Annotated in this window: 15 protein-coding genes; 10 read left to right on the top strand and 5 right to left on the bottom strand. The window is 70.4% G+C overall.

Annotated features, from left to right (window positions below; all coding sequences use genetic code 11):
* Window positions 1–166 precede the first annotated feature (166 nt).
* Window positions 167–451, bottom strand: a complete 285-nt coding sequence (locus ACSJJR_RS08435) for a WhiB family transcriptional regulator (RefSeq protein WP_435942320.1) — start codon at window positions 449–451, stop codon at window positions 167–169.
* Between the two features lie 316 nt (window positions 452–767).
* On the opposite strand from ACSJJR_RS08435, the gene guaB reads away from it, so the two are divergent.
* From guaB to ACSJJR_RS08410, 5 genes are all read left to right on the top strand, one after another.
* Complete coding sequence (guaB, locus tag ACSJJR_RS08430) at window positions 768–2,297, top strand: IMP dehydrogenase (protein ID WP_435942321.1); 1,530 nt, start codon at window positions 768–770, stop codon at window positions 2,295–2,297.
* Window positions 2,294–3,613, top strand: coding sequence for a sensor histidine kinase (locus ACSJJR_RS08425; protein WP_435942322.1), 1,320 nt, complete (start codon window positions 2,294–2,296; stop codon window positions 3,611–3,613). The genes guaB and ACSJJR_RS08425 overlap by 4 nt, the downstream gene beginning before the upstream one ends.
* A complete protein-coding gene (locus ACSJJR_RS08420; protein WP_435942323.1) occupies window positions 3,610–4,260 on the top strand; it encodes a response regulator in 651 nt (216 codons plus the stop codon). The genes ACSJJR_RS08425 and ACSJJR_RS08420 overlap by 4 nt, the downstream gene beginning before the upstream one ends.
* Window positions 4,261–4,336: 76 nt before the next feature.
* Entirely contained in the window at window positions 4,337–5,218 is an 882-nt protein-coding gene (locus ACSJJR_RS08415) for an ABC transporter ATP-binding protein (protein WP_435942324.1), read from the top strand.
* Complete coding sequence (locus ACSJJR_RS08410; protein WP_435942325.1) at window positions 5,215–6,312, top strand: ABC transporter permease; 1,098 nt, start codon at window positions 5,215–5,217, stop codon at window positions 6,310–6,312. Before ACSJJR_RS08415 ends, ACSJJR_RS08410 begins: the two co-directional genes overlap by 4 nt.
* 16 nt (window positions 6,313–6,328) lie before the next feature.
* On the opposite strand, the gene ACSJJR_RS08405 is transcribed toward ACSJJR_RS08410, so the two are convergent.
* Both ACSJJR_RS08405 and ACSJJR_RS08400 read right to left on the bottom strand, forming a co-directional pair.
* A complete protein-coding gene (locus ACSJJR_RS08405) occupies window positions 6,329–8,254 on the bottom strand; it encodes a hypothetical protein (RefSeq protein ID WP_435942326.1) in 1,926 nt (641 codons plus the stop codon).
* 567 nt (window positions 8,255–8,821) lie between these two features.
* Complete coding sequence (locus tag ACSJJR_RS08400; protein WP_435942327.1) at window positions 8,822–9,574, bottom strand: exonuclease domain-containing protein; 753 nt, start codon at window positions 9,572–9,574, stop codon at window positions 8,822–8,824.
* A 163-nt stretch (window positions 9,575–9,737) separates the two neighbouring features.
* Here ACSJJR_RS08400 and ACSJJR_RS08395 point away from each other — a divergent pair, with 163 nt between their 5' ends.
* The 4 genes from ACSJJR_RS08395 to ACSJJR_RS08380 all read left to right on the top strand — a co-directional run bounded on the left by ACSJJR_RS08395 (window position 9,738) and on the right by ACSJJR_RS08380 (window position 12,699).
* Complete coding sequence (locus tag ACSJJR_RS08395) at window positions 9,738–10,871, top strand: GuaB3 family IMP dehydrogenase-related protein (protein WP_435942328.1); 1,134 nt, start codon at window positions 9,738–9,740, stop codon at window positions 10,869–10,871.
* A 141-nt stretch (window positions 10,872–11,012) separates the two neighbouring features.
* On the top strand, window positions 11,013–11,279 hold the full coding sequence (locus ACSJJR_RS08390; protein ID WP_435942329.1) for an HPr family phosphocarrier protein: 267 nt from the start codon (window positions 11,013–11,015) through the stop codon (window positions 11,277–11,279).
* A 90-nt stretch (window positions 11,280–11,369) separates the two neighbouring features.
* Window positions 11,370–12,014, top strand: coding sequence for a MarC family protein (locus ACSJJR_RS08385; protein ID WP_435942330.1), 645 nt, complete (start codon window positions 11,370–11,372; stop codon window positions 12,012–12,014).
* A 43-nt stretch (window positions 12,015–12,057) separates the two neighbouring features.
* Window positions 12,058–12,699 carry a ribonuclease H family protein gene (locus tag ACSJJR_RS08380; protein WP_435942331.1) on the top strand — a complete coding sequence of 214 codons (642 nt, stop codon included), beginning with the start codon at window positions 12,058–12,060 and terminating at the stop codon, window positions 12,697–12,699.
* Window positions 12,700–14,129: 1,430 nt separating this feature from the next.
* Here ACSJJR_RS08380 and ACSJJR_RS08375 read toward each other — a convergent pair.
* Window positions 14,130–15,314: an acetate/propionate family kinase gene (locus ACSJJR_RS08375; RefSeq protein ID WP_435942332.1), complete on the bottom strand. Its 1,185-nt coding sequence runs from the start codon at window positions 15,312–15,314 to the stop codon at window positions 14,130–14,132.
* A 105-nt stretch (window positions 15,315–15,419) separates the two neighbouring features.
* A complete protein-coding gene (gene pta / locus ACSJJR_RS08370; protein WP_435942333.1) occupies window positions 15,420–17,474 on the bottom strand; it encodes a phosphate acetyltransferase in 2,055 nt (684 codons plus the stop codon).
* A gap of 339 nt (window positions 17,475–17,813) precedes the next feature.
* On the opposite strand from pta, the gene ACSJJR_RS08365 reads away from it, so the two are divergent.
* Window positions 17,814–18,793: LacI family DNA-binding transcriptional regulator (locus ACSJJR_RS08365; RefSeq protein ID WP_435943043.1), on the top strand; the 980-nt coding region annotated here is incomplete at its 3' end.

Here is an 18,793-nt window from a genome sequence, read left to right as displayed (position 1 = left end):
CCGCCCAGTCCCCACCGGCTGGGCGGAACGCGGCAGGGGGTGGTGGGGGGGCGCAGGTGCCCCCACCACCCCCTGCGTCTGTCTGCCTCGCGCACTCCCTGCCGTGGTGTGTCGCGGGGTGCCGCGAGGCGCTGGAGGCGACGGGCCGCAGGGCAGGTCCGGGTGCTCAGGAGCGAGGACCGCGGCTGAGCGCTGCCCGTCGCTCCTCCTCCGTCATCCCGCCCCACACCCCGTAGGGCTCGTGCGCCGCCAGCGCGTGCTCACGGCAGCGGATGATGACCGGGCAGGTGGCGCACACGGCCTTCGCGCCGTCGTCGCGACGGCGGCGCGAGCTGCCTCGCTCGCCCTCGGGGTGGAAGAAGACGGAGGAGTCCATGCCCGTGCACGCGCCCTCGTAACGCCACTCCCACCCCGTGCCCGCGGCCCCGGGACGGAGCGACTGCTCTGGCATGCCGTGACTCCTCCCCGCTCTTATGACGTGACGCGGAGGTCGGGCGGCCATGCCCGCATCGCGGCCCACCACGCATTATGCCCGGAGTGTGCCGGAAGTCCAAAGAAAAACGTTGAAATGGAGCCATTTCCCCGCTTGGGGGACCAGCATGGCCCCATGCGCCCGTGTGGCAACGACTGACACATAGCGGTTCGCGCTGCCCGCCCAGACGCGTCCGCCGTCCCGGTGCCTGCCCGGCGCAGGACCTGCTGGCATCAGGACGCGTGAGGATGATGACGCAGCCGCGGGGTGCATCCGCCGACGGCGCCGACCTACCATGCGGAGGGTGAGCGACTCGATCACCAACTCTGACCTCTTCGCACCCACCGGCCTGACTTACGACGACGTCCTCCTCCTGCCGAGGCTCACCGACGTCATCCCCTCCGAGGTTGACACGACCTCCCGCCTGACCAAGAAGATCAGCCTGTCCACGCCGCTGCTGTCCGCGGCCATGGACACCGTCACCGAGTCCGGTATGGCCATCGCCATGGCCCGGCAGGGCGGCATCGGCATCCTGCACCGCAACCTGTCCATCGAGGACCAGGCGCAGCAGGTGCGCCGGGTCAAGCGCTCAGAGTCCGGCATGGTCTCCGACCCCGTGACCATCACCCCGGAGGCCACCATCGCCCAGCTCGACGAGCTGTGCGGCCACTACAAGGTCTCCGGCCTGCCGGTGGTCGATGAGGCGGGCAACCTCCTGGGCATCATCACCAACCGCGACCTGCGCTTCGTGCCCCCCTCGGCCTGGACCGAGCTGCGTGTGCGCGACTGCATGACCCCGCGCGAGCGCCTCATCACGGGACCCACCGGCATCTCCCGCGAGGACGCCAAGGCCCTGCTCGCCGAGCACCGCATCGAGAAGCTGCCCCTCGTCGATGCCGAGGGCCGTCTCACCGGCCTCATCACGGTCAAGGACTTCGTCAAGACCGAGCAGTACCCCAACGCCACCAAGGACGCCGAGGGCCGCCTCGTCGTCGGCGCCGCCGTCGGCTACTGGGGCGACACGTGGGAGCGAGCCGGCGCCCTGGCCGAGGCTGGGGTCGATGTGCTCGTCGTTGACACCGCCAACGGCGGCGCCCGCCTCGCCCTGGACATGATCTCCCGGATCAAGAACGACTCCGGCTTCGCCGGCATCGAGGTCATCGGCGGCAACGTTGCCACCCGTGAGGGCGCCCAGGCGCTTATCGACGCCGGCGTGGACGCCGTCAAGGTCGGGGTCGGCCCGGGCTCGATCTGCACCACCCGCGTCGTCGCCGGCGTCGGCGTTCCCCAGGTCACGGCCGTCTACGAGGCCGCTCGCGCCTGCACCCCCGCCGGGGTGCCCCTCATCGCCGACGGCGGCCTGCAGTACTCCGGTGACATCGCCAAGGCCATGGTCGCCGGTGCGGACACCGTCATGCTCGGCTCACTGCTCGCTGGCTGCACCGAGTCCCCGGGGGACCTCGTCTTCGTCAACGGCAAGCAGTGGAAGCGCTACCGCGGCATGGGCTCCCTGGGCGCCATGAGCTCGCGCGGACGCCGCTCCTACTCCAAGGACCGCTACTTCCAGGCCGACGTGTCCAGCGACTCCAAGATCGTTCCCGAGGGCATCGAGGGACAGGTCCCCTTCTCCGGTTCCCTGGCCGACGTCGTCTACCAGCTCGTCGGTGGCCTGCACCAGTCGATGTTCTACGTCGGCGCCCGCACGATCAGCGATCTCAAGGCCAACGGGCGCTTCGTGCGCATCACCGCGGCCGGGCTCAAGGAGTCCCACCCGCACGACGTGCAGATGACGGTCGAGGCCCCCAACTACTCCGGGCGCGGATGACCGGCCCGGCGACGGGTGGCCAGGGCGCCGCTCGTGCGACCGGGCCGCAGACCCCTGTGCTCAAGGACCGCCCTCTTCCCTCCGGCTACCGGCGTGCCGATGCCCGCACCGCGGCGCTGCTGGCGGCGCTCGGCGGTTTCATGGCCTGGCTGTCCTCCGCCGGCGGGGTCTCCCAGTTCCAGCAGGACGCGGCCTGGCAGGTGCTCGGCAGCGCGCTGCTCGCGCTGCCCTTGGCCTGGCGACGCCGGCACCCGCTCGTCGTCGGGGTGACACAGTCGGTCGCCTACGCGGTTCTCGGCACCCTCACGGGGTTCGACCTCACCACCTCCCAGGTGCTGCTGTTCCTCTCCTTCTTCTCCATCGGCGCCTGGTCCTCCCAGCGTCGGCGCGCCACGCAGGTGCGTGCCCTCATCTGCCTGGGTATGGGGGCGTGGCTCGTGGCCGTCGTCCTCCACCGCTACCTCGGGCTCCTCGGGACGGCTCAGGCCGTGCCCGTGCGTCAGCTCCTGGCGCTGCTCGTCTTCCAGCTCTTCATCAACACCGCCTTCTTTGCCGCGGCCTGGGTCTTCGGTGACCGCGAGTGGGCGCGGGCCGTGGCCAGAGCCGAGCTGGAGCGGGCCTACACCGACATCCGCGAGCTGCGTGCCGAGCTCGTGGACGCCGCCGTCGGGCAGGAGCGGCTGCGCATCTCCCGCGAGCTGCACGACGTCGTCGCCCACCATGTCACCACCATGTCCGTCCAGGCCGCGGCCGCCCGGCGCCTGCTGGAGCGCGACCCTCAGCGGCACGGCTCCCTGGAGGCCGCCGTCCCGCTCCGGCAGATCGAGTCCGCAGCCCGCCAGGCCGTGGCCGAGCTTCGCACCCTGGTGCTCACCCTGCGCAGCGACGGCCAGGAGGAGGCGCCGCCCACCGTCGACGACATCCCCCAGCTGGTGGAGCAGGCCCGCCTGAGCGGTACCCGGACCACCTTCGAGCACATCGGTGGGGCGGTGCGGGTCAGCCCCGTCATCGGGCTGGTCCTCTACCGGGTGGCGCAGGAGGGCCTGACCAACGCGGCCAAGCACGCGGGAGCCGGCGCGAGCGTGGCGGTGCGCCTGCGGGTGCGCCCCGAGCTGGTCGAGCTCGAGGTCTCCGACGACGGCTACGGTGGTCACAGCCCCGTGCCCGGGACCGGTACGGGGCTGGTCGGCATGCGCGAGCGGGTTGCCGCCGTCGGCGGAACCCTGGAGGTGGGCACCAAGCCCCGCGGCGGCTTCCGCGTGCGCGCCCGGATACCGGTGGCGGACGCCCTGGCCCCGCAGGAGGTACCGGCATGACCCGGGTGCTGCTCGTGGACGACCAGCAGCTCATCCGGGCCGGCTTCCGCACCATCCTGGACAGCGAGCCGGGCCTGGAGGTGGTGGGGGAGGCGGTCAACGGCGCCGAGGCCCTGGCCCAGGCCACCCGGCTGGACCCCGACGTCATCTGCATGGACGTGCAGATGCCCGTCATGGACGGCATCGCCGCCACCCGCGAGCTCGTCGCCCGCGGGTGCCGTGCCGCCGTGCTCATCCTCACCACCTTCGACCGTGACGACTTCCTCTTCGAGACCCTGGACGCCGGAGCCAGCGGATTCCTGCTCAAGACCGCCGAGGCGGAGAAGCTCATCGAGGCCGTCCAGGTGCTCGGACGCGGCGACGCGCTGCTCATGCCCGAGGTCACCCGCCGGGTCCTCACCCGCTACGCCGGCACCCCCCGGTCCGGCTCCGCGGCCGGCACCCCGGCGGGTGACCTGCTCACGGAGCGCGAGCTGGACACCCTGCGGTGCCTGGCACGTGGGCTGACGAACGCGGAGATCGCCGCCGAGCTGTACGTGAGCACCGAGACCGTCAAGACGCACGTGTCCAACATCCTGGCCAAGCTCGGCCTGCGCGACCGGGTGGCCGCCGTCATCTGGGCCTTCAGGCACGGCGTGACCGGCTGATCCCCCGTGCGGGGGAGAGCGAGGCTCGCCCTGCCGCGGGAGGCGGAGGACTGGGGCGCCCGCCTAGCCTGGAGGCATGATCAGCGTCCGCAACGTCCACCGGTTCTTCGGTGACAAGCACGTCCTTAAGGACGTCTCCTTCGACATCCACCCCGGCATGATGACCGGTTTCGTCGGCGGCAACGGTGCCGGCAAGACCACCGCCATGCGCATCATCCTCGGGGTGCTGGCGGCGCAGGACGGGCAGGTGCTCGTCGACGGCGAGCCCATCACCGCAGACCAGCGCGCCGCCATCGGCTACATGCCCGAGGAGCGGGGCCTGTACCCCAAGATGAAGGTCATCGACCAGCTCGTCTACCTCGCTCGGCTGCACGGGATGGAGGCCGCGGACGCCCACAGCCACGCCCTGGAGCTGCTCGAGCGCCTCCAGCTCAAGGGAGAGCCGACCGACACCCTGGAGTCCCTGTCCCTGGGCAACCAGCAGCGCGTGCAGATTGCGGCCGCCCTCGTCCACCGTCCCGCGGCCCTCATCCTCGACGAGCCCTTCTCCGGGCTCGACCCCGAGTCCGTGGACGCCACCGTCCAGGTGCTGCGCGAGTACGCCGCCCAGGGAGCCCCCGTGCTGTTCTCCTCCCACCAGCTCGACGTCGTCGAGCGCCTGTGCGACCGGCTCGTCATCATCCGCGAGGGCGAGATCCGGGCCGCGGGCACCCGCACCGAGCTGCTGGAGGCGTCCACCACGAACGAGTGGGAGATGGAGACCGGATCGGACACCGGGTGGGTGGGGGACACCGGCACCGAGGTGCTCGAGTACGACGGCGGCTACGTGCGCTTTAGGGCCCACGACGCCGGCGCCGCCAACCGGGTCCTGGCGGAGGCGCTCCAGCGCGGCACCGTCACGGTCTTCCGGCGCGTGACCCGCTCCCTGCACGAGACCTACAAGGAGATGACCAAGTGAGCACCCGACCCAGCTTCCAGACCACGGTCGCCGTCGTCGCGCGCCGTGAGATCAAGGCCCGTTTCCTGTCGAAGGCCTTCATCATCTCGACCGTCATCACGGTGCTGCTCATGCTTCTCGTCGTGGTTCTGGGCCCCAGGCTCGGTGACATCGTCGGGGGCGGACCGGACACCGTGGCCGCGGCGCCCAGCGAGGCCGTCGCCCTCGGGGCCGTGCCCGACATCGAGGTCACGCAGGTTGCCGACGCCGAGGCCGCCCGGCAGGCGGTCGTGGACGGAAGCGCCGACGCCGCCGTCGTGCCCGACGAGGACAGCCCCGTGGGCTTGAAGGTCCTCGCGCTCAGCGACCTGCCGGAGGCACTGGTCCAGGGGCTGTCGGTCTCCCCAGCCGTGGAGCTGCTCGACCCCAACGCCCCCAACCCGGCGATCCGCTACCTGCTGCCCCTGGGCTTCGCCATGGTGTGGATGACCGCCACCATCGGCTTCGGCATGTCCATCGCCCAGTCGGTGGTCGAGGAGAAGGAGACGCGCATCGTCGAGATCCTCCTGGCCTCCATCAGCTCCACGGCCCTGCTCACCGGCAAGATCCTGGGCAACTCGCTGGCGGCGCTGGTCCAGATCGTGCTGACCGCCGGGGCGGTGCTGCTGGGCCTGGCCATCAACGACGAGGTCCTGCCCGCCGGGGACCTGGTGGGACCGGTGCTGTGGTTCATCCCGCTGTTCATCATCGGCTTCGTCATGATGGCCTCCATGTTCGCCGCCGGGGCGGCCCTGGTCTCGCGCAACGAGGACCTCCAGACCGTCCTGCAGCCCATGACCTGGCTGGTCATGCTGCCGTACCTCGGGGTCGCCTTCGGCGGCTCGAACGAGACCTTCATGACGGTCCTCAGCTACATCCCCTTCAGCTCGCCCATCGCGCTGCCGGTGCGCATCTTCCTGGGCGGTGTCGCCTGGTGGGAGCCGGTGCTCTCGGTAGCGCTGCTGGTGGCCACGACGGTCGTCGTCATCCTCCTCGGTGCCCGCGTCTACGACCGGGGCCTGCTGCACATGGGCAAGCCGATGGCCTGGAGACAGGCCCTGGCCAAGGCCTCATGAGGCGGCACAGGAGCGGTCAGCACAGGCCGGTGCGCGTGGCGCGCTCTACCGTGGAGGCCGTGACGGCCTTGTCCCACCAGCCTGCGATCCGGTCGAGAGAGGACGGGGTGGGGGCCGAGGCTCCCACGGCTCGCAGGGCCAGTTCACCGAGCCCCAGCAACCACAACTCGGCCCTGAGCCCCCGCCCGAGACAGGAGTATTGAGGAACATCATCTCTCTGCGAGTCGGTTGGGCCGAGGTTCCTGAGGTTGTGGCGAAGGCGGAAGGCCTCGATGGTGGAGCACTCGATGAGCGTGATACGGGTGAGAAGATAGGCGATCGAGAGCCCCAGCAGGACCGCAGCGACCCAGAACAAGGGCTCGTGCACGCAGTCCGGGAGGCGGAACGAGATCGATATGGCGTACATCGCTGAGACCGCGCTGGCGGTGAAGGCGAGCGTCCGGCCGAGTGACTGAGTTGCCGTGATAAGCGCATGCTCGCGTGGGATGGCCAGGTTGAGCGTCAGCGCAGGCAGGATGATCCCGATGAGCAGGGTGACATGGTCGTTCGGGCGGCAAGGGTGGCGTGTCGTCGCGTGGATACCGATGATGAGCGCGAGTGTGAGCAGGAGATTGACCAAGGCGGGGGCGAGAAAGTACCTCCTCCTCGGGTTCAGGCTGACTAAGACCTGCCACTCTGTCCAGACGTCGCCTCGTTGGTCCTCAGGGCGTTCCTCGGGTGCGTGGGTGCGACGGTGGTGGCGCAGGACCTCGGCCTGGTGCGCGTTGGTGATGAGCTCCACGACGGGCTCGTGAGGAGCGTTCGAGAGGGTGGGTGAGGGGGGAGGCGGCTGGGGAGATGACTGGGAGGACGGCTGTGGCCAGTGGTGCAGGAGCAGCCTGTCCTCCTCGCGCTCCTTGTGCAGCAGACCCCCGCGCGCAACGGAGATCCTCCCGAGGGTCATGTCCTCGGGGGCGAGGACCCTCAGATGGGTGGCGACGGTGGTGGAGCCGTCGTTGAACAGCGGGACCGGGACCGCGTAGCTCTTCGGTAATGGCCAGAAGTCAATGAGCCAGGGTTTGCGTTGCCGTCGCTTGTGCGAGTCTATCGCGGGGCGGGGCGGTGCGTACTTGTCAAGCCACACGACCTTGATGACGTCGTCGAGGACGTTGTCCTGGGAGTCCTTGCCGGGCACGTAGACCAGGTGCAGCGTGTAACGGTTCTTCTGCGCCTCGATCTCGTTGAGGAAGGAGTAGGTGGAGGTGCTGACCTCACCCCCGCCCTGGTCCAAGATGCCGAACAGCAGCATGTCGAGGACCGGTTGCGGAGCCTCACACAGTGCTGCGTCAGCGTCCTGGCGCACGAGGCCAAGGAGCTGGCGTCGGTACTGAGCCGACGGGGTACGCGAGCCTGCCGGAGACCGGTCATCGTCCGAGGTCTGTGATCGATCGCTCTCCCCGGCCGGCTGGGAGCTGTGCTCGTCGTACTCGTGGAACGCCAGCGCGGCCCGTTCGCCGATGAGCCGTGCCACCAGCTGCTCACGCGTCTGCGGCCGGTAGGTGAGGAAGTGGTGGACGGACAGAGCCAAGGCCTCGATCCATGGCTGGTCGTCCCGGACTCGCTGCTGGTCATCAAGACTCGTCCAGATGGCGCCGACGACCTGGAGCGTCGTGGCCTCGATGTTCTCGTGACGTCGCGCGACGTTGAGACTCTGCCGGGCGCAGGAGGAGGCGTCGATGTCGAGAATAGGTCCAGGAACCATGCCGGTGAGCACCGGAATGAAGATCGAGTCCTGGCCAAAGGTGTACCTGTCCAGCAGGCTCGTGAGGGCGCGGCCTCGAAGGTCGATGCTCATCGAACGCTTCATCGTGCTGTCGTCGATGAAGCTCACCGTCTGCACCAGGCGTCTTAGCCACAGTGGCCGGGCGGAGTAGACAGCGCTCTGGAACTCCGCGCGCTGCACCAGCTCAGGGACCGAGCATGTGAGTGTCCAGGTGGGCTCTTGGGCGCCCTCAGGCGTGTGAGGGCGAAACAGCCGCCCGCCGACGTCTGCGCCGGGGGAGGAGGACGAGTCAGGACCGGGCTGGCTGTCTCGGCCCGACGAGGAGCGCCGGACTGGCCATATCGTCCGGATGAGACGATGAGGTTTCATGGGCGGGCGGGACGTGTCGAGGTCAGGCGGTGGGCGGCTTCCTGCCAGGAGCCTGCGCCTTGCGGGGGGCTCGCATCCTCAGAACGTTCTCGTAGGACCGCTGGTACAAGGCATCCAGCCCAGCAGGTCGCGACGTTTGCACGGAGGTGACGACCCGGTAGGGCATCTCTTTCCTGGGGAGCTCTTGAGGGTCCGTCGATACGATTGGGGCTGTTGCGCTCATCTGCCCTATGACCTGCTTTTGGATGGCTCGGTACGGTGTGTGCGGAAGGACGTGATGGAGGGCAACCATACTGGCAGACTGTCCTGACGTAAATGTTCGACGCGCACTTGTGTGATGTGTGACTCGTCTCTGTCGCGCTCGCGGCCTGCTCCCCGTCACCCCTGGGCGGCCAGCGGCCAGCCGGGGTCTGCGTCCGGGGTGCGGCCCTGGCGGGCGAGCCACCGGTTGAGGGACTCGGCCCAGGCCCGGTGCGCATCCACCTGGAGGACCTGCAGGGCGGCCAGGTCCGTGTGCCCGATGGTCGGGTGGACGCGGGCGATGGCCTCCAGGACGTCGAGGGTGGCCGCGACGTCCACCTCGGCCGTGTGCAGGGCCTCATCGACCCGCACGCCGTAGACGGAGCACATGTCGGACAGGCGCCGCTTGCCCTTGCGCCAGCGGTCCGCTGCCCGGTCGAGCACGAGGGGGTCGAGGACGGGCGCGGGGACACGGCCCAGACGCTCCGACAGGGGCGCCAGGCCGTGGCGGGAGAGCTCGGACTCCATGAGGGTGAGGTCGAAGGAGGCGTTGAAGACGACCACCGGGGTGCCCTGGGCCATCGCCGCGGCCAGGGCAGCGGCGACCTCCTCCAACACCTCGGCCGCAGGCCGCCCCTCGGCCCGCGCCCGCTCGGTGGTGATTCCGTGCACGGCCGCCGCCGCCGGGGGGATCTCGACGCCCGGATCCGCCAGCCAGGTGCGCACCTGCTGGCCGCGGGAACCGTCCGCGCCACGCGGCCCGCGCGAGACGAGGGCCGCGGTGACGAGGCGGTCGGAGAACGGGTCCACCCCGGTGGTCTCGGTGTCGAAGCCGAGCAGGGGGCCGGCGGCCCAGCCGGCAGCGGCGGGACGGGAGTCGCGTGTGGTCATGGGCCGAGTATGGCAGCGGGCTCCGACACCCATTCCGGTGCCCGCCAGCGGTGTCCGACGGCGGGGCCCGCCAGCGTCGCGCCTTCGACGCGGGGAGCCCCGCGCCCCGGGGGCCGGGACTGCCGTCCGGGTCCGCCAAAGCCGCCTGGCCTACCATCGACCCATGAGCGGTGAGATCGAGATCGGGCGCTCCAAGCGCGCTCGCCGGGCCTACTCCTTCGACGACATCGCGCTCGTGCCCGCCAGGCGCACCCGCGACACCCAGGACGTGCGCGTGGGCTGGCAGCTCGACGCCTACCACCTCGACCTGCCGGTCATGGCCGCCCCCATGGACTCGGTCACCAGCCCCGAGACCGCCGTCCTCGTCGGCAGGCTCGGCGGCGTCGGCGTGCTCGACCTCGAGGGCCTGTGGACCCGCTACGAGGACCCCTCCGAGGCCTACGACCGCATCCGCCGGGCGGGACCCGGTGAGGCGACCCGGGTGATGCAGGAGGTCTACCGCGCCCCCATCCGCCCCGAGCTCATCACCGCCCGCCTCACCGAGGTCCGCCAGGCCGGCGTCGTCGTCGCCGGGCGCCTGAGCCCCGCCCAGACCCAGCGGCACTGGCGCACCGTCGTCGAGGCGGGCGTTGACCTCTTCGTCATCCGCGGGGCAGCCGTCTCCGCCGAGCACGTCTCCGGCACGGTCGAGCCGCTCAACCTCAAGCGCTTCATCTACGAGCTCGACGTGCCCGTCATCGTCGGGGGCGTGACCACCTACACCGCGGCCCTGCACCTCATGCGCACCGGCGCCGCCGCCGTCCTCGTCGGCCAGGGTGGAGGGGCCACCTCCTCGGTGCGTCAGGTCCTGGGGCTTCACATGCCCATGGCCACCGCCGTGGCGGACGTCGCCGCCGCGCGCCGCGACTTCCTGGACGAGTCCGCGGGGCGCTACGTCCACGTCATTGCCGACGGCTCGGTGGGCAACTCCGGCGACGTCGTCAAGGCCATCGCCTGCGGTGCCGACGCCGTCATGCTCGGCGCTGCCCTCGCCCGCGCTGCGGAGGCGCCCGGCGGGGGCTACCACTGGGGCGACGAGGCCCACCACGAGCGCCTGCCCCGAGGCTACCGCTCCTGGGTGGGCACGGTCGGCTCCCTCGAGGAGATCCTCAACGGCCCCTCGGACCGCGCCGACGGCACCCTCAACATCGTCGGCGCCCTGCGCCGCACGCTCGCCACGACGGGCTACTCCGACGTCAAGGAGCTCCAGCGGGTCGAGGTGGTCCTGGCGCCCTACTCCGCCACGCCGACCCGTTGACGCACACCGCGCTTCCTGGCTCCCGCACAGGTGCAACCGTCCGGTAGGGTGACCACGTTCGGACCCGCCGCCCGCACCCGCCAGGGGCACGGGACCGGGTGCCGCGACCGTGGCACCAACTCTGACTCTCAAGGAGCTCTTATGGCACAGGTCACCGCCACCATCGCCTCCCGCGTCGGTCTGCACGCCCGCCCCGCCGCCACCTTCGTCAAGGCCGTCGCCGAGCAGGGCGTCCCGGTCACGATCGCCAAGGAGGGCGGGGCTCCCGTTGACGCCTCCTCCATCCTCGGCGTCATGACGCTGGGCGCTGGCTTCGGCGACGTCGTCACCCTCGCCTCCGACGCCGAGGGCGCCGAGGGTGCCCTGGACGCCCTCAAGGCCCTGCTCGAGACCGACCTCGACGCCTGAGACACCGCGGGCACGCTGCCCGCTTGAGCGACGTGGGGTGCGCACCGCTGGGTGCGCGCCCCACAGCCGTTGGTGGGACACAATGACGTCATGGACCTCACCCTGCTCGTCAAGGCCCTGGGGGCGTTCTTCGCCATCATGAACCCCTTCGTCAACCTGCCGATATTCCTGTCCCTGACGGCCGGGCAGGAGCCCTCCCAGCAGCGGCGGACCGCCTGGCGCACAACCCTGTCCAGCGCCCTCATGTGCGCGGTGGTCGCGGTCAGCGGCTCGGCCCTGCTGCGCTTCTTCGGGATCAGCATCGACGACTTCCGGGTCGCCGGGGGGCTGGTCCTGCTCACCATCGCGCTGGGCATGCTCAGCGGGCACGGCTCAAGCGCGCACGAGGGCAGCAAGACGGAGAAGACCCACGCCGTCGAGCACGCCGCGGCTAATGACGTCGCCTTCTACCCCATGGCCTTCCCCATGATCGTCGGCCCCGGGACCATCACCACCATCATTGTCCTGTTCTCCCAGGCCGACGGCGTGGAGGGGTTCGCCGCCGTCGTGCTCGCTCTCGTCCTGGTCCTGGGGGCACTGGGCATCGTGCTGCACTTCTCGGCCACCATCGGTCGGCACATGTCGCTCACGCTGCGCACGATCATGACCCGGCTCATGGGGATGATCCTCGCGGCGATCGCGGTGGGCATGCTGGCGGCCGGCCTGACCCGGCTCCTGCCCGGGCTCGCCGGCTGAGGCCCGGGTCGAGGGCGTACGGGCCGCCGGTAGGCTCCCACCCATGACGATCATCGCTGCGGTGGACGGCTCCGCCCTGGGAAACCCCGGCCCCGCGGGCTGGGCCTGGTACGTGGACGAGTCCTGCTGGGCCGCCGGCGGCTGGCCGGAGTCCACCAACAACCGGGGCGAGCTCACCGCCGTCCTTGAGCTGCTGCGCGCCACCGCGCACACGGGCCAGGACCTGCTCATCCAGGCCGACTCCCAGTACGTCATCAACTCCCTCACCAAGTGGATGCCGGGGTGGAAGCGGCGCGGCTGGCGCAAGGCCGACGGCAAGCCGGTCCTCAACGACGACCTCATGAAGGCCCTCGACGCCGCGTTGGCCGGCCGCCAGGTGCGTTTCGAGTGGGTCAAGGGCCACGCCGGGCACCCGGCCAACGAGCGGGCCGACGACTGCGCCCGCGCCGCCGCCACCGCCTACCAGCGCGGCACAGCGGTGCCCACGGGACCGGGGTGGACGCACGGGGGGCCGGCCCCGGCCCAGCCGGACGGCCTGCTCGAGCCGGCCGACAGCGCAGCCACCCTGGCCACGTACGAGCGGGCCGCCGTACCCGCCCCGCAGGGCGAGGTCGTGCCCGGGGCCACCGCTGAGCGCCGCGCCCGCCTGCGTGCCCAGCAGGAGGCCGACGGCACACTCTTCTGAGCCCACGTGAACGTGGGTGATTGCTGTGGGGTAGGCCTCGTGGGTGCGGCCCGGTATGCGCTGACGCACAGCCTGGTCCCGATGACGCGGGTCAGGTGGACATGGATGGTCATGTGACACCCGCGGACGACCCGGGGTCCGTCACGGGGCCGACGGGCCCATGTTCCGCCTTGCGTGCTTCGATACACCTGTGGCAACCAGTGCCACAAGCGGCATAATCCCCGCCGCTACAGATCCTTCGTCAGTGACGTCTTCTCCTGTAGAAGATGGACCCTAAACAAAAGTGTCAATATTTCCGGGCAGATCCTGTCGGCCGTTTACAATAGATGCTGACATGTTGTTCAGCCTCTTCATGATGCGCTCAAGATCGAATGAGTCTGCGGGGGACAGTGGGGATTGTGAAGTGGGAGTCCGATCTTTCCTGTTCGGCAACAGATCGACGGTGATGAAATAACCTGAACGGGGTAGGTCCCTGGGGACGTTACCGTAGCACCAGTGGCGTGTCGACTCGGGGGCGGAAGCGTCGCGAAGCACTGCGCTCCGGTAGGCCGACCCAGAATCCAAGATTGCGTGGGGATTAACAGGCCCATCGTCCAGGCTACGGAGCGCCCACCCCATTCCCACCTGCTTGAAATGCAAGCGTCCACTGAAGAACAGAAGAGGACGGTGATAGTGGTCGGCGACGAAGACCGGGACGGGCTCATAGCCGTACTTCTTGAGGAACTGAGCGAATCTGGATATGAATTCTCGGCTGGTTTCCCAGTCCTCCTTCAGCTTCCGCTCGTGTCTCGCTCGAACTGCGCGCTCGTGTGCAGCGCGAGCTACCGCCTGGTCCTCTGAGAACTCCATTCCTCAATACTAGGGCCACGCTTAGAGGCTGCGCCGTGAGGTGGGTGCCTGGTCCGGCGGTCGTCACCCACCCGTCTGGCTCCACCTGCCTTGAGCGCCTGGCAGGATCGTGCTCGATGAGCTCGTCCAGGTCCTCACGCCGAGTGTTGCCCACCTCAAGGTCGTGGCACTCACTTGCTTAGCCACCACCCTGCGCAGACGCCGCGAAGAGCCGATCGGTGGCGGGGTCCTCGTCACCACGGGGCAGGCGCGCCTTCAGGTCTAAGACAAGATGAGCGTCCTGGATCTGAACAACCTCTTCGTCAGCGGGGACGCTGTCAAGGCCTCCTGCTCCAGGTAGGTCACCACCAGGCGGACGGGGCCTCACTCGGTGACCAGCGCCAAGCACCGGCCACGACAGTCGCGTTCAGCCCGGCCAATTACGTCATCATCATCCGTCAGCTCAGCCAACGCGTATGGACCACGCGACCATGTGAAGGGTGGATCCGATGTCCTGCCGGACCGGTGACAGCACGAGCGGCGCCGCCCGCCCCACCGGGGACGGACGGCGCCGCTCGTGCAGCCGGCCCAGGCCGGCGGGCTCAGATGAGGCTCAGCGCCTGGCGCGCGATGGCCAGCTCCTCGTTCGTCGGCAGCACCGTGACGACGACGGAGGACTCCGGCGTCGAGATCGTCACCGGCTCGTCCGAGCGGCGCTCGTTGGCCTCGGCGTCGATCCTGATGCCCAGGTAGGCCAGGCGCTCGCACAGAGCGGCGCGCAGACGGGCGTCGTTCTCGCCGATGCCGGCGGTGAAGGTGAGGGCGTCCAGACCGCCCATGACCGCCGTGTAGGCGCCCACGTACTTGGTCAGGCGGTGCAGGTAGATGTTCATCGCGTCGATGGCGTCCTGGTTGCCCTCGTCCATCATGCGGGTGACCTCACGCATGTCGGACTCTCCGGTCAGGCCCTTCATGCCGGACTCGCGGTTGAACAGGTGGTCGATCTCGTCGATGGACATGCCCGCCACACGCACGAGGTGGAAGACGGCCGCGGGGTCGATGTCCCCGGTTCGTCCGCCCATGACCAGGCCCTCCAGGGGCGTCAGGCCCATCGAGGTCTCCACCGCGTGGGCACCGACGACGGCGGACACGGAGGCGCCGTTGCCCAGGTGCAGGACGATCTGCTTGAGGTCGTCACGGCCCAGGCGCTTGGAGATCTCCCCCGAGACGTACTGGTGGCTGGTGCCGTGGGCGCCGTAGCGGCGGATGGAGTAGCGGTCAGCGACCTCGCGGTTGAGGCCGTAGCGGGCAGCCTCCTCCGGCAGGTCCTGGAAGAAGGCGGTGTCGAAGACCGCGACCTGGGGGATGTCGCTCATGAGCTGGCGGGCCACCTCGATGCCCTTGAGGTGCGCCGGGTTGTGCAGCGGGCCCAGCGGCACGAGCTCCTCGATGGTGGCGACGACCTCGTCGGTGAGCAGGGCCGGGCCGTTGAAGAACTTGCCGCCCTGGACCACGCGGTGCCCCACCGCCACGATGTTGGCCTCGGCCAGGCGGGGGCCGTGCTCGTCGAAGAGCCGCAGGACCTCGGACAGGCCGAAGCCATGGTCCGGCACCGGCTCCTCGACGACGTGCTTGGCGCCGTCCACCTTGTGGATGATCGCGCCCTGGACGTCGCCGATGCGCTCGACGAGGCCGGAGGCCAGCGCCGCACCGGAGTCGGGATCGACCAGCTGGTACTTGATGGAGGAGGAGCCTGAGTTGATGACGAGGACGGTGCGCGAGGTCATGAGGGTCTTTCTACGAGAGCGTCGGTCGGGGGAGGGGGACGGGGCAGGGGCGGCGGGACAGGCGACGGGGCGCCGTCGGGCACGGCCGACGGCGCCCCGCGCGCCTCAGCCCTGGGCCTGGACGGCCGTGATGGCGACGGTGTTGACGATGTCCTCGACCAGTGCGCCGCGCGACAGGTCGTTGACGGGCTTGTTGAGGCCCTGCAGGACCGGGCCGATGGCAACGGCGCCCGAGGAGCGCTGCACGGCCTTGTAACCGATGTTGCCGCTGGACAGGTCCGGGAAGATGAAGACGTTCGCGCGACCGGCCACGGCCGAGCCCGGAGCCTTCTTCGCGGCCACGGTCGGGTCGATGGCGGCGTCGTACTGGATGGGGCCCTCGACGGCGAGCTCGGGGGCCTTGGCGCGCACGAGCTCGGTGGCCTGACGGACCTTGTCCACGTCCGCGCCCTTGCCGGAGTCGCCGGTGGAGAAGGACAGCATGGCCACGCGCGGCTCGACGCCGAACTGGCGGGCCGTCTGCGCCGAGGAGATCGCGATGTCCGCCAGCTCCTCGGCGGTGGGCTCGGGGTTGACGGCGCAGTCGCCGTAGACGAGCACGCGGTCCTGCAGGAGCATGAGGAACACGGAGGAGACGATGGAGGTACCCGGGCGGGTCTTGATGATCTGGAAGGAGGGCACGATCGTGTGAGCGGTCGTGTGGGCCGCGCCGGAGACCATGCCGTCGGCGTCACCCATGTGGACCATCATCGTGCCGAAGTAGGACACGTCCTGGACCTTCTCGCGAGCCTGCTCGAGGGTCACGCCCTTCTTGGCGCGCAGGCGGGCGAACTCGGCGGCGTACTTGTCCAACAGCGCGGGGTCGTCAGTGGCGACCACGCGCGCGGCGGACACGTCCAGGCCCAGCTCGGCGGCGCGCGAGCGCACGATGGCCTCTTCGCCCAGGAGGACGATGTCGGCGATGCCGCGGCGCAGGATGGCGTCGGTGGCGTGCAGGATGCGGTCGTCATCGGGCTCGGGCAGGACGATGGTGCGCCGCTGCGACCGGGCGCGCTCGACGAGCTCCGCCTGGAACATCACGGGGGTGACCACCTCGCTGGGCTCCACCTCGAGGGCGGCCAGCAGGGCCTCGACGTTGGTCTCCTGCTCGAAGGTGGTGACGGCGACGTCGATCTTGCGCTGCGAGGCCCTGCCCAGGTTCCCGGCAACCGCACCCGCCGCCTGGGCGGCCTCGTAGGTGTCCAGACAGGTCGTGATGACCGGAAGAGCCTGGTCCAGGCCCTTCATGAGCGACAGGGTGTAGGGGGCGGGGGTGAAGCCGCCGTTGAGGATAAGGGCGGCCAGGGCGGGGAAGCCCGCCGAGGCGTGGGCGGCCGCCAGTGAGACGACGACGGCGGAGCGGTCCGCCGGGACGATGACGGCCTGGCCCTCGGCGAGGCGGTCCATGATGTGCGAGACGTCCATGGCGGCGATGAGCACGCCCTCCGCCTCGCGGTCCATCAGCGCCTCGTCACCGAGGATGAGCGTGCCGCCCAGGGCCTCGGAGATCTCCCGCACGGTGGGGGCCGACAGCAGCGCCACCTCGGGCATCGTCGTCGAGATGACCCCGGGGACCCCGGCGAGGGCCTCCGCGACGGCGCTGCGCGTGGCCGGCTCGCAGCGGTTGGCGACGACGGCGACCGTACGGGCGTGGTTCTCGGCGATCTCGGCGATGGCCACCTCCACGGAGGATCGCACGTCCTCGGGGCTCTGGGCGCCGGAGACGACGAGCATGACGGGCACGCCCATGTTGGCGGCGACACGGGCGGTCAGCGACAGCCTGGGGGCGCCGGCCGGGTCCTCGCCGTCGGAGCCGTCGATGACGACGACGTCGTGCTCGCGGGCGACGGCCCGGTAGGCGTCAACGATGCGCGACAGGGCCTCCTCCGGGTCGGCGTGGAACTCGTCCCAGGTCACGCCCGTGGCCTGCGCGGGCGGCGTCGTGGAGCCGGAGCGGGCCAGCAGCAGGTCGAGGGTGGGGTCGTCATCGCGCGAGATGACGAAGGGACGGAAGACGCCGACCTTTGCGACGACCTTCGTCAGCGACGAGATGAGCCCGAGAGTGATCGTGGACTTGCCGGTCCCGGCAGTGGGTGAGGCGATGTAGATGCTGCGCGCCACGTTGAGCTTTCCTTTGCAGTTCCTCGTTGTTGAGCAGGGCGGCCTGGTCGGGTCGTCGCTCCACAGTGATTCTGCCTCCAAACACGGGCCGTGTGCGACCAAAGACCCGCCCGATGTCCGACGTCGGGTGTGGGGACGCGCACAGCGGTACGCCGTGCCTTCCCCCACCTCCTCGGTTTGCGCGCGAACTCCCTGGGAGAACCCCGTAGGTTCGAGCGCAAACCGAGGAGGTGGGCGGGTGTGGGAACGCGCACAGCCACTGCGGCCGGCTGGGATACCGTGCCACCGGGCGACCGTCCGTGGCCCGGTGGCCGACGCGAGGGGGCAATGATGGGACACATGGTGACGCAGGCGGACGTGGCACGCGCGGCCGGCGTCTCGCGGGGCCTGGTGTCCCTGGCGCTCAACGGGTCACCGAGTGTGGCCGCCTCCACCCGCGAGCGGATCCTCGCGGCGGCACAGGAGCTGGGCTACCGCCTCAACGCGACCGCGGCCTCCCTGGCGTCGGGGCGCTCGGGGCTCATCGGGCTCCTCCTGCCGGACCTGCGCAACCCTTTCTTCGACTTCGTCGCCCACGCGCTGCAGGAGGCCGTGGCGCAGCGGGGCATGACGCTGCTGGTGACCGTCGGCGCCGGGGCCCGGGCCGCGCGCGGGCCGGTGGACGCCCTGCTGGCCCTCAGGGTCGAGGGCCTCGTACTGGTCTCGCCCGCGCTGGCGGACGAGGAGCTGCGCGAGCTGGGCGAGGTGTGCCCGGTCTGCCTCATCGGACGGGCCGGCCCGGGTGGGCGCGTGGACACCATCCGCCTGGACGAGAGGGCTGCTGCGCACGACGTCATCTCGCACCTGGTGCAGGCCGGTGCCGAGCGCCTGGTGTACGTGTGCCCCGACCCCGGGCAGGACCCCAACGCCACCGAGCGCGGCCAGGCGCTCGCGGCCGCCGCCCGGCAGCTGGGCTTGCGGCTGGACACGGTGGTGGACGGCGCCTCGGGCGTGCCCGGCCTGCGCGACCAGCTCGTGCGCGCCGGCGCGCCGGGGGTTGTGGCGCACAACGACGTCGTCGCCCTGGACGCGCTCAGCGTCATCCGCGCCAGCCAGCGGGGGCCGGACCCGTCGGGCGGTGCGCCTCTGGTGTCCTACGACGACACCTACCTGGCCAGCCGGGAGGAGTTCTCACTCACGAGCGTCGAGCAGCCGGTGGAGGCCATGGCCCGTGACGCGGTGCGCTTCGTGTGCGAGCGCTCGGGCCGCGAGGGGGACGGCGAGGTCGGCGGAGCCCGCAACGTCACGGTGCCCCCGGTGCTGGCGGTGCGGCGCTCCTC

Source organism: Actinomyces sp. W5033 (assembly GCF_051303165.1).
This window is presented reverse-complemented; position numbering and strand designations above follow the sequence as displayed.

Bases quoted from the DNA above. Each gene is read 5' to 3' on its own strand.
- ACSJJR_RS08435 (WP_435942320.1), bottom strand. From the start codon at position 451: ATGCCAGAGCAGTCGCTCCGTCCCGGGGCCGCGGGCACGGGGTGGGAG.
- guaB (WP_435942321.1), top strand. From the start codon at position 768: ATGCGGAGGGTGAGCGACTCGATCACCAACTCTGACCTCTTCGCACCC.
- ACSJJR_RS08425 (WP_435942322.1), top strand. From the start codon at position 2,294: ATGACCGGCCCGGCGACGGGTGGCCAGGGCGCCGCTCGTGCGACCGGG.
- ACSJJR_RS08420 (WP_435942323.1), top strand. From the start codon at position 3,610: ATGACCCGGGTGCTGCTCGTGGACGACCAGCAGCTCATCCGGGCCGGC.
- ACSJJR_RS08415 (WP_435942324.1), top strand. From the start codon at position 4,337: ATGATCAGCGTCCGCAACGTCCACCGGTTCTTCGGTGACAAGCACGTC.
- ACSJJR_RS08400 (WP_435942327.1), bottom strand. From the start codon at position 9,574: ATGACCACACGCGACTCCCGTCCCGCCGCTGCCGGCTGGGCCGCCGGC.
- ACSJJR_RS08395 (WP_435942328.1), top strand. From the start codon at position 9,738: ATGAGCGGTGAGATCGAGATCGGGCGCTCCAAGCGCGCTCGCCGGGCC.
- ACSJJR_RS08390 (WP_435942329.1), top strand. From the start codon at position 11,013: ATGGCACAGGTCACCGCCACCATCGCCTCCCGCGTCGGTCTGCACGCC.
- ACSJJR_RS08385 (WP_435942330.1), top strand. From the start codon at position 11,370: ATGGACCTCACCCTGCTCGTCAAGGCCCTGGGGGCGTTCTTCGCCATC.
- ACSJJR_RS08380 (WP_435942331.1), top strand. From the start codon at position 12,058: ATGACGATCATCGCTGCGGTGGACGGCTCCGCCCTGGGAAACCCCGGC.
- ACSJJR_RS08375 (WP_435942332.1), bottom strand. From the start codon at position 15,314: ATGACCTCGCGCACCGTCCTCGTCATCAACTCAGGCTCCTCCTCCATC.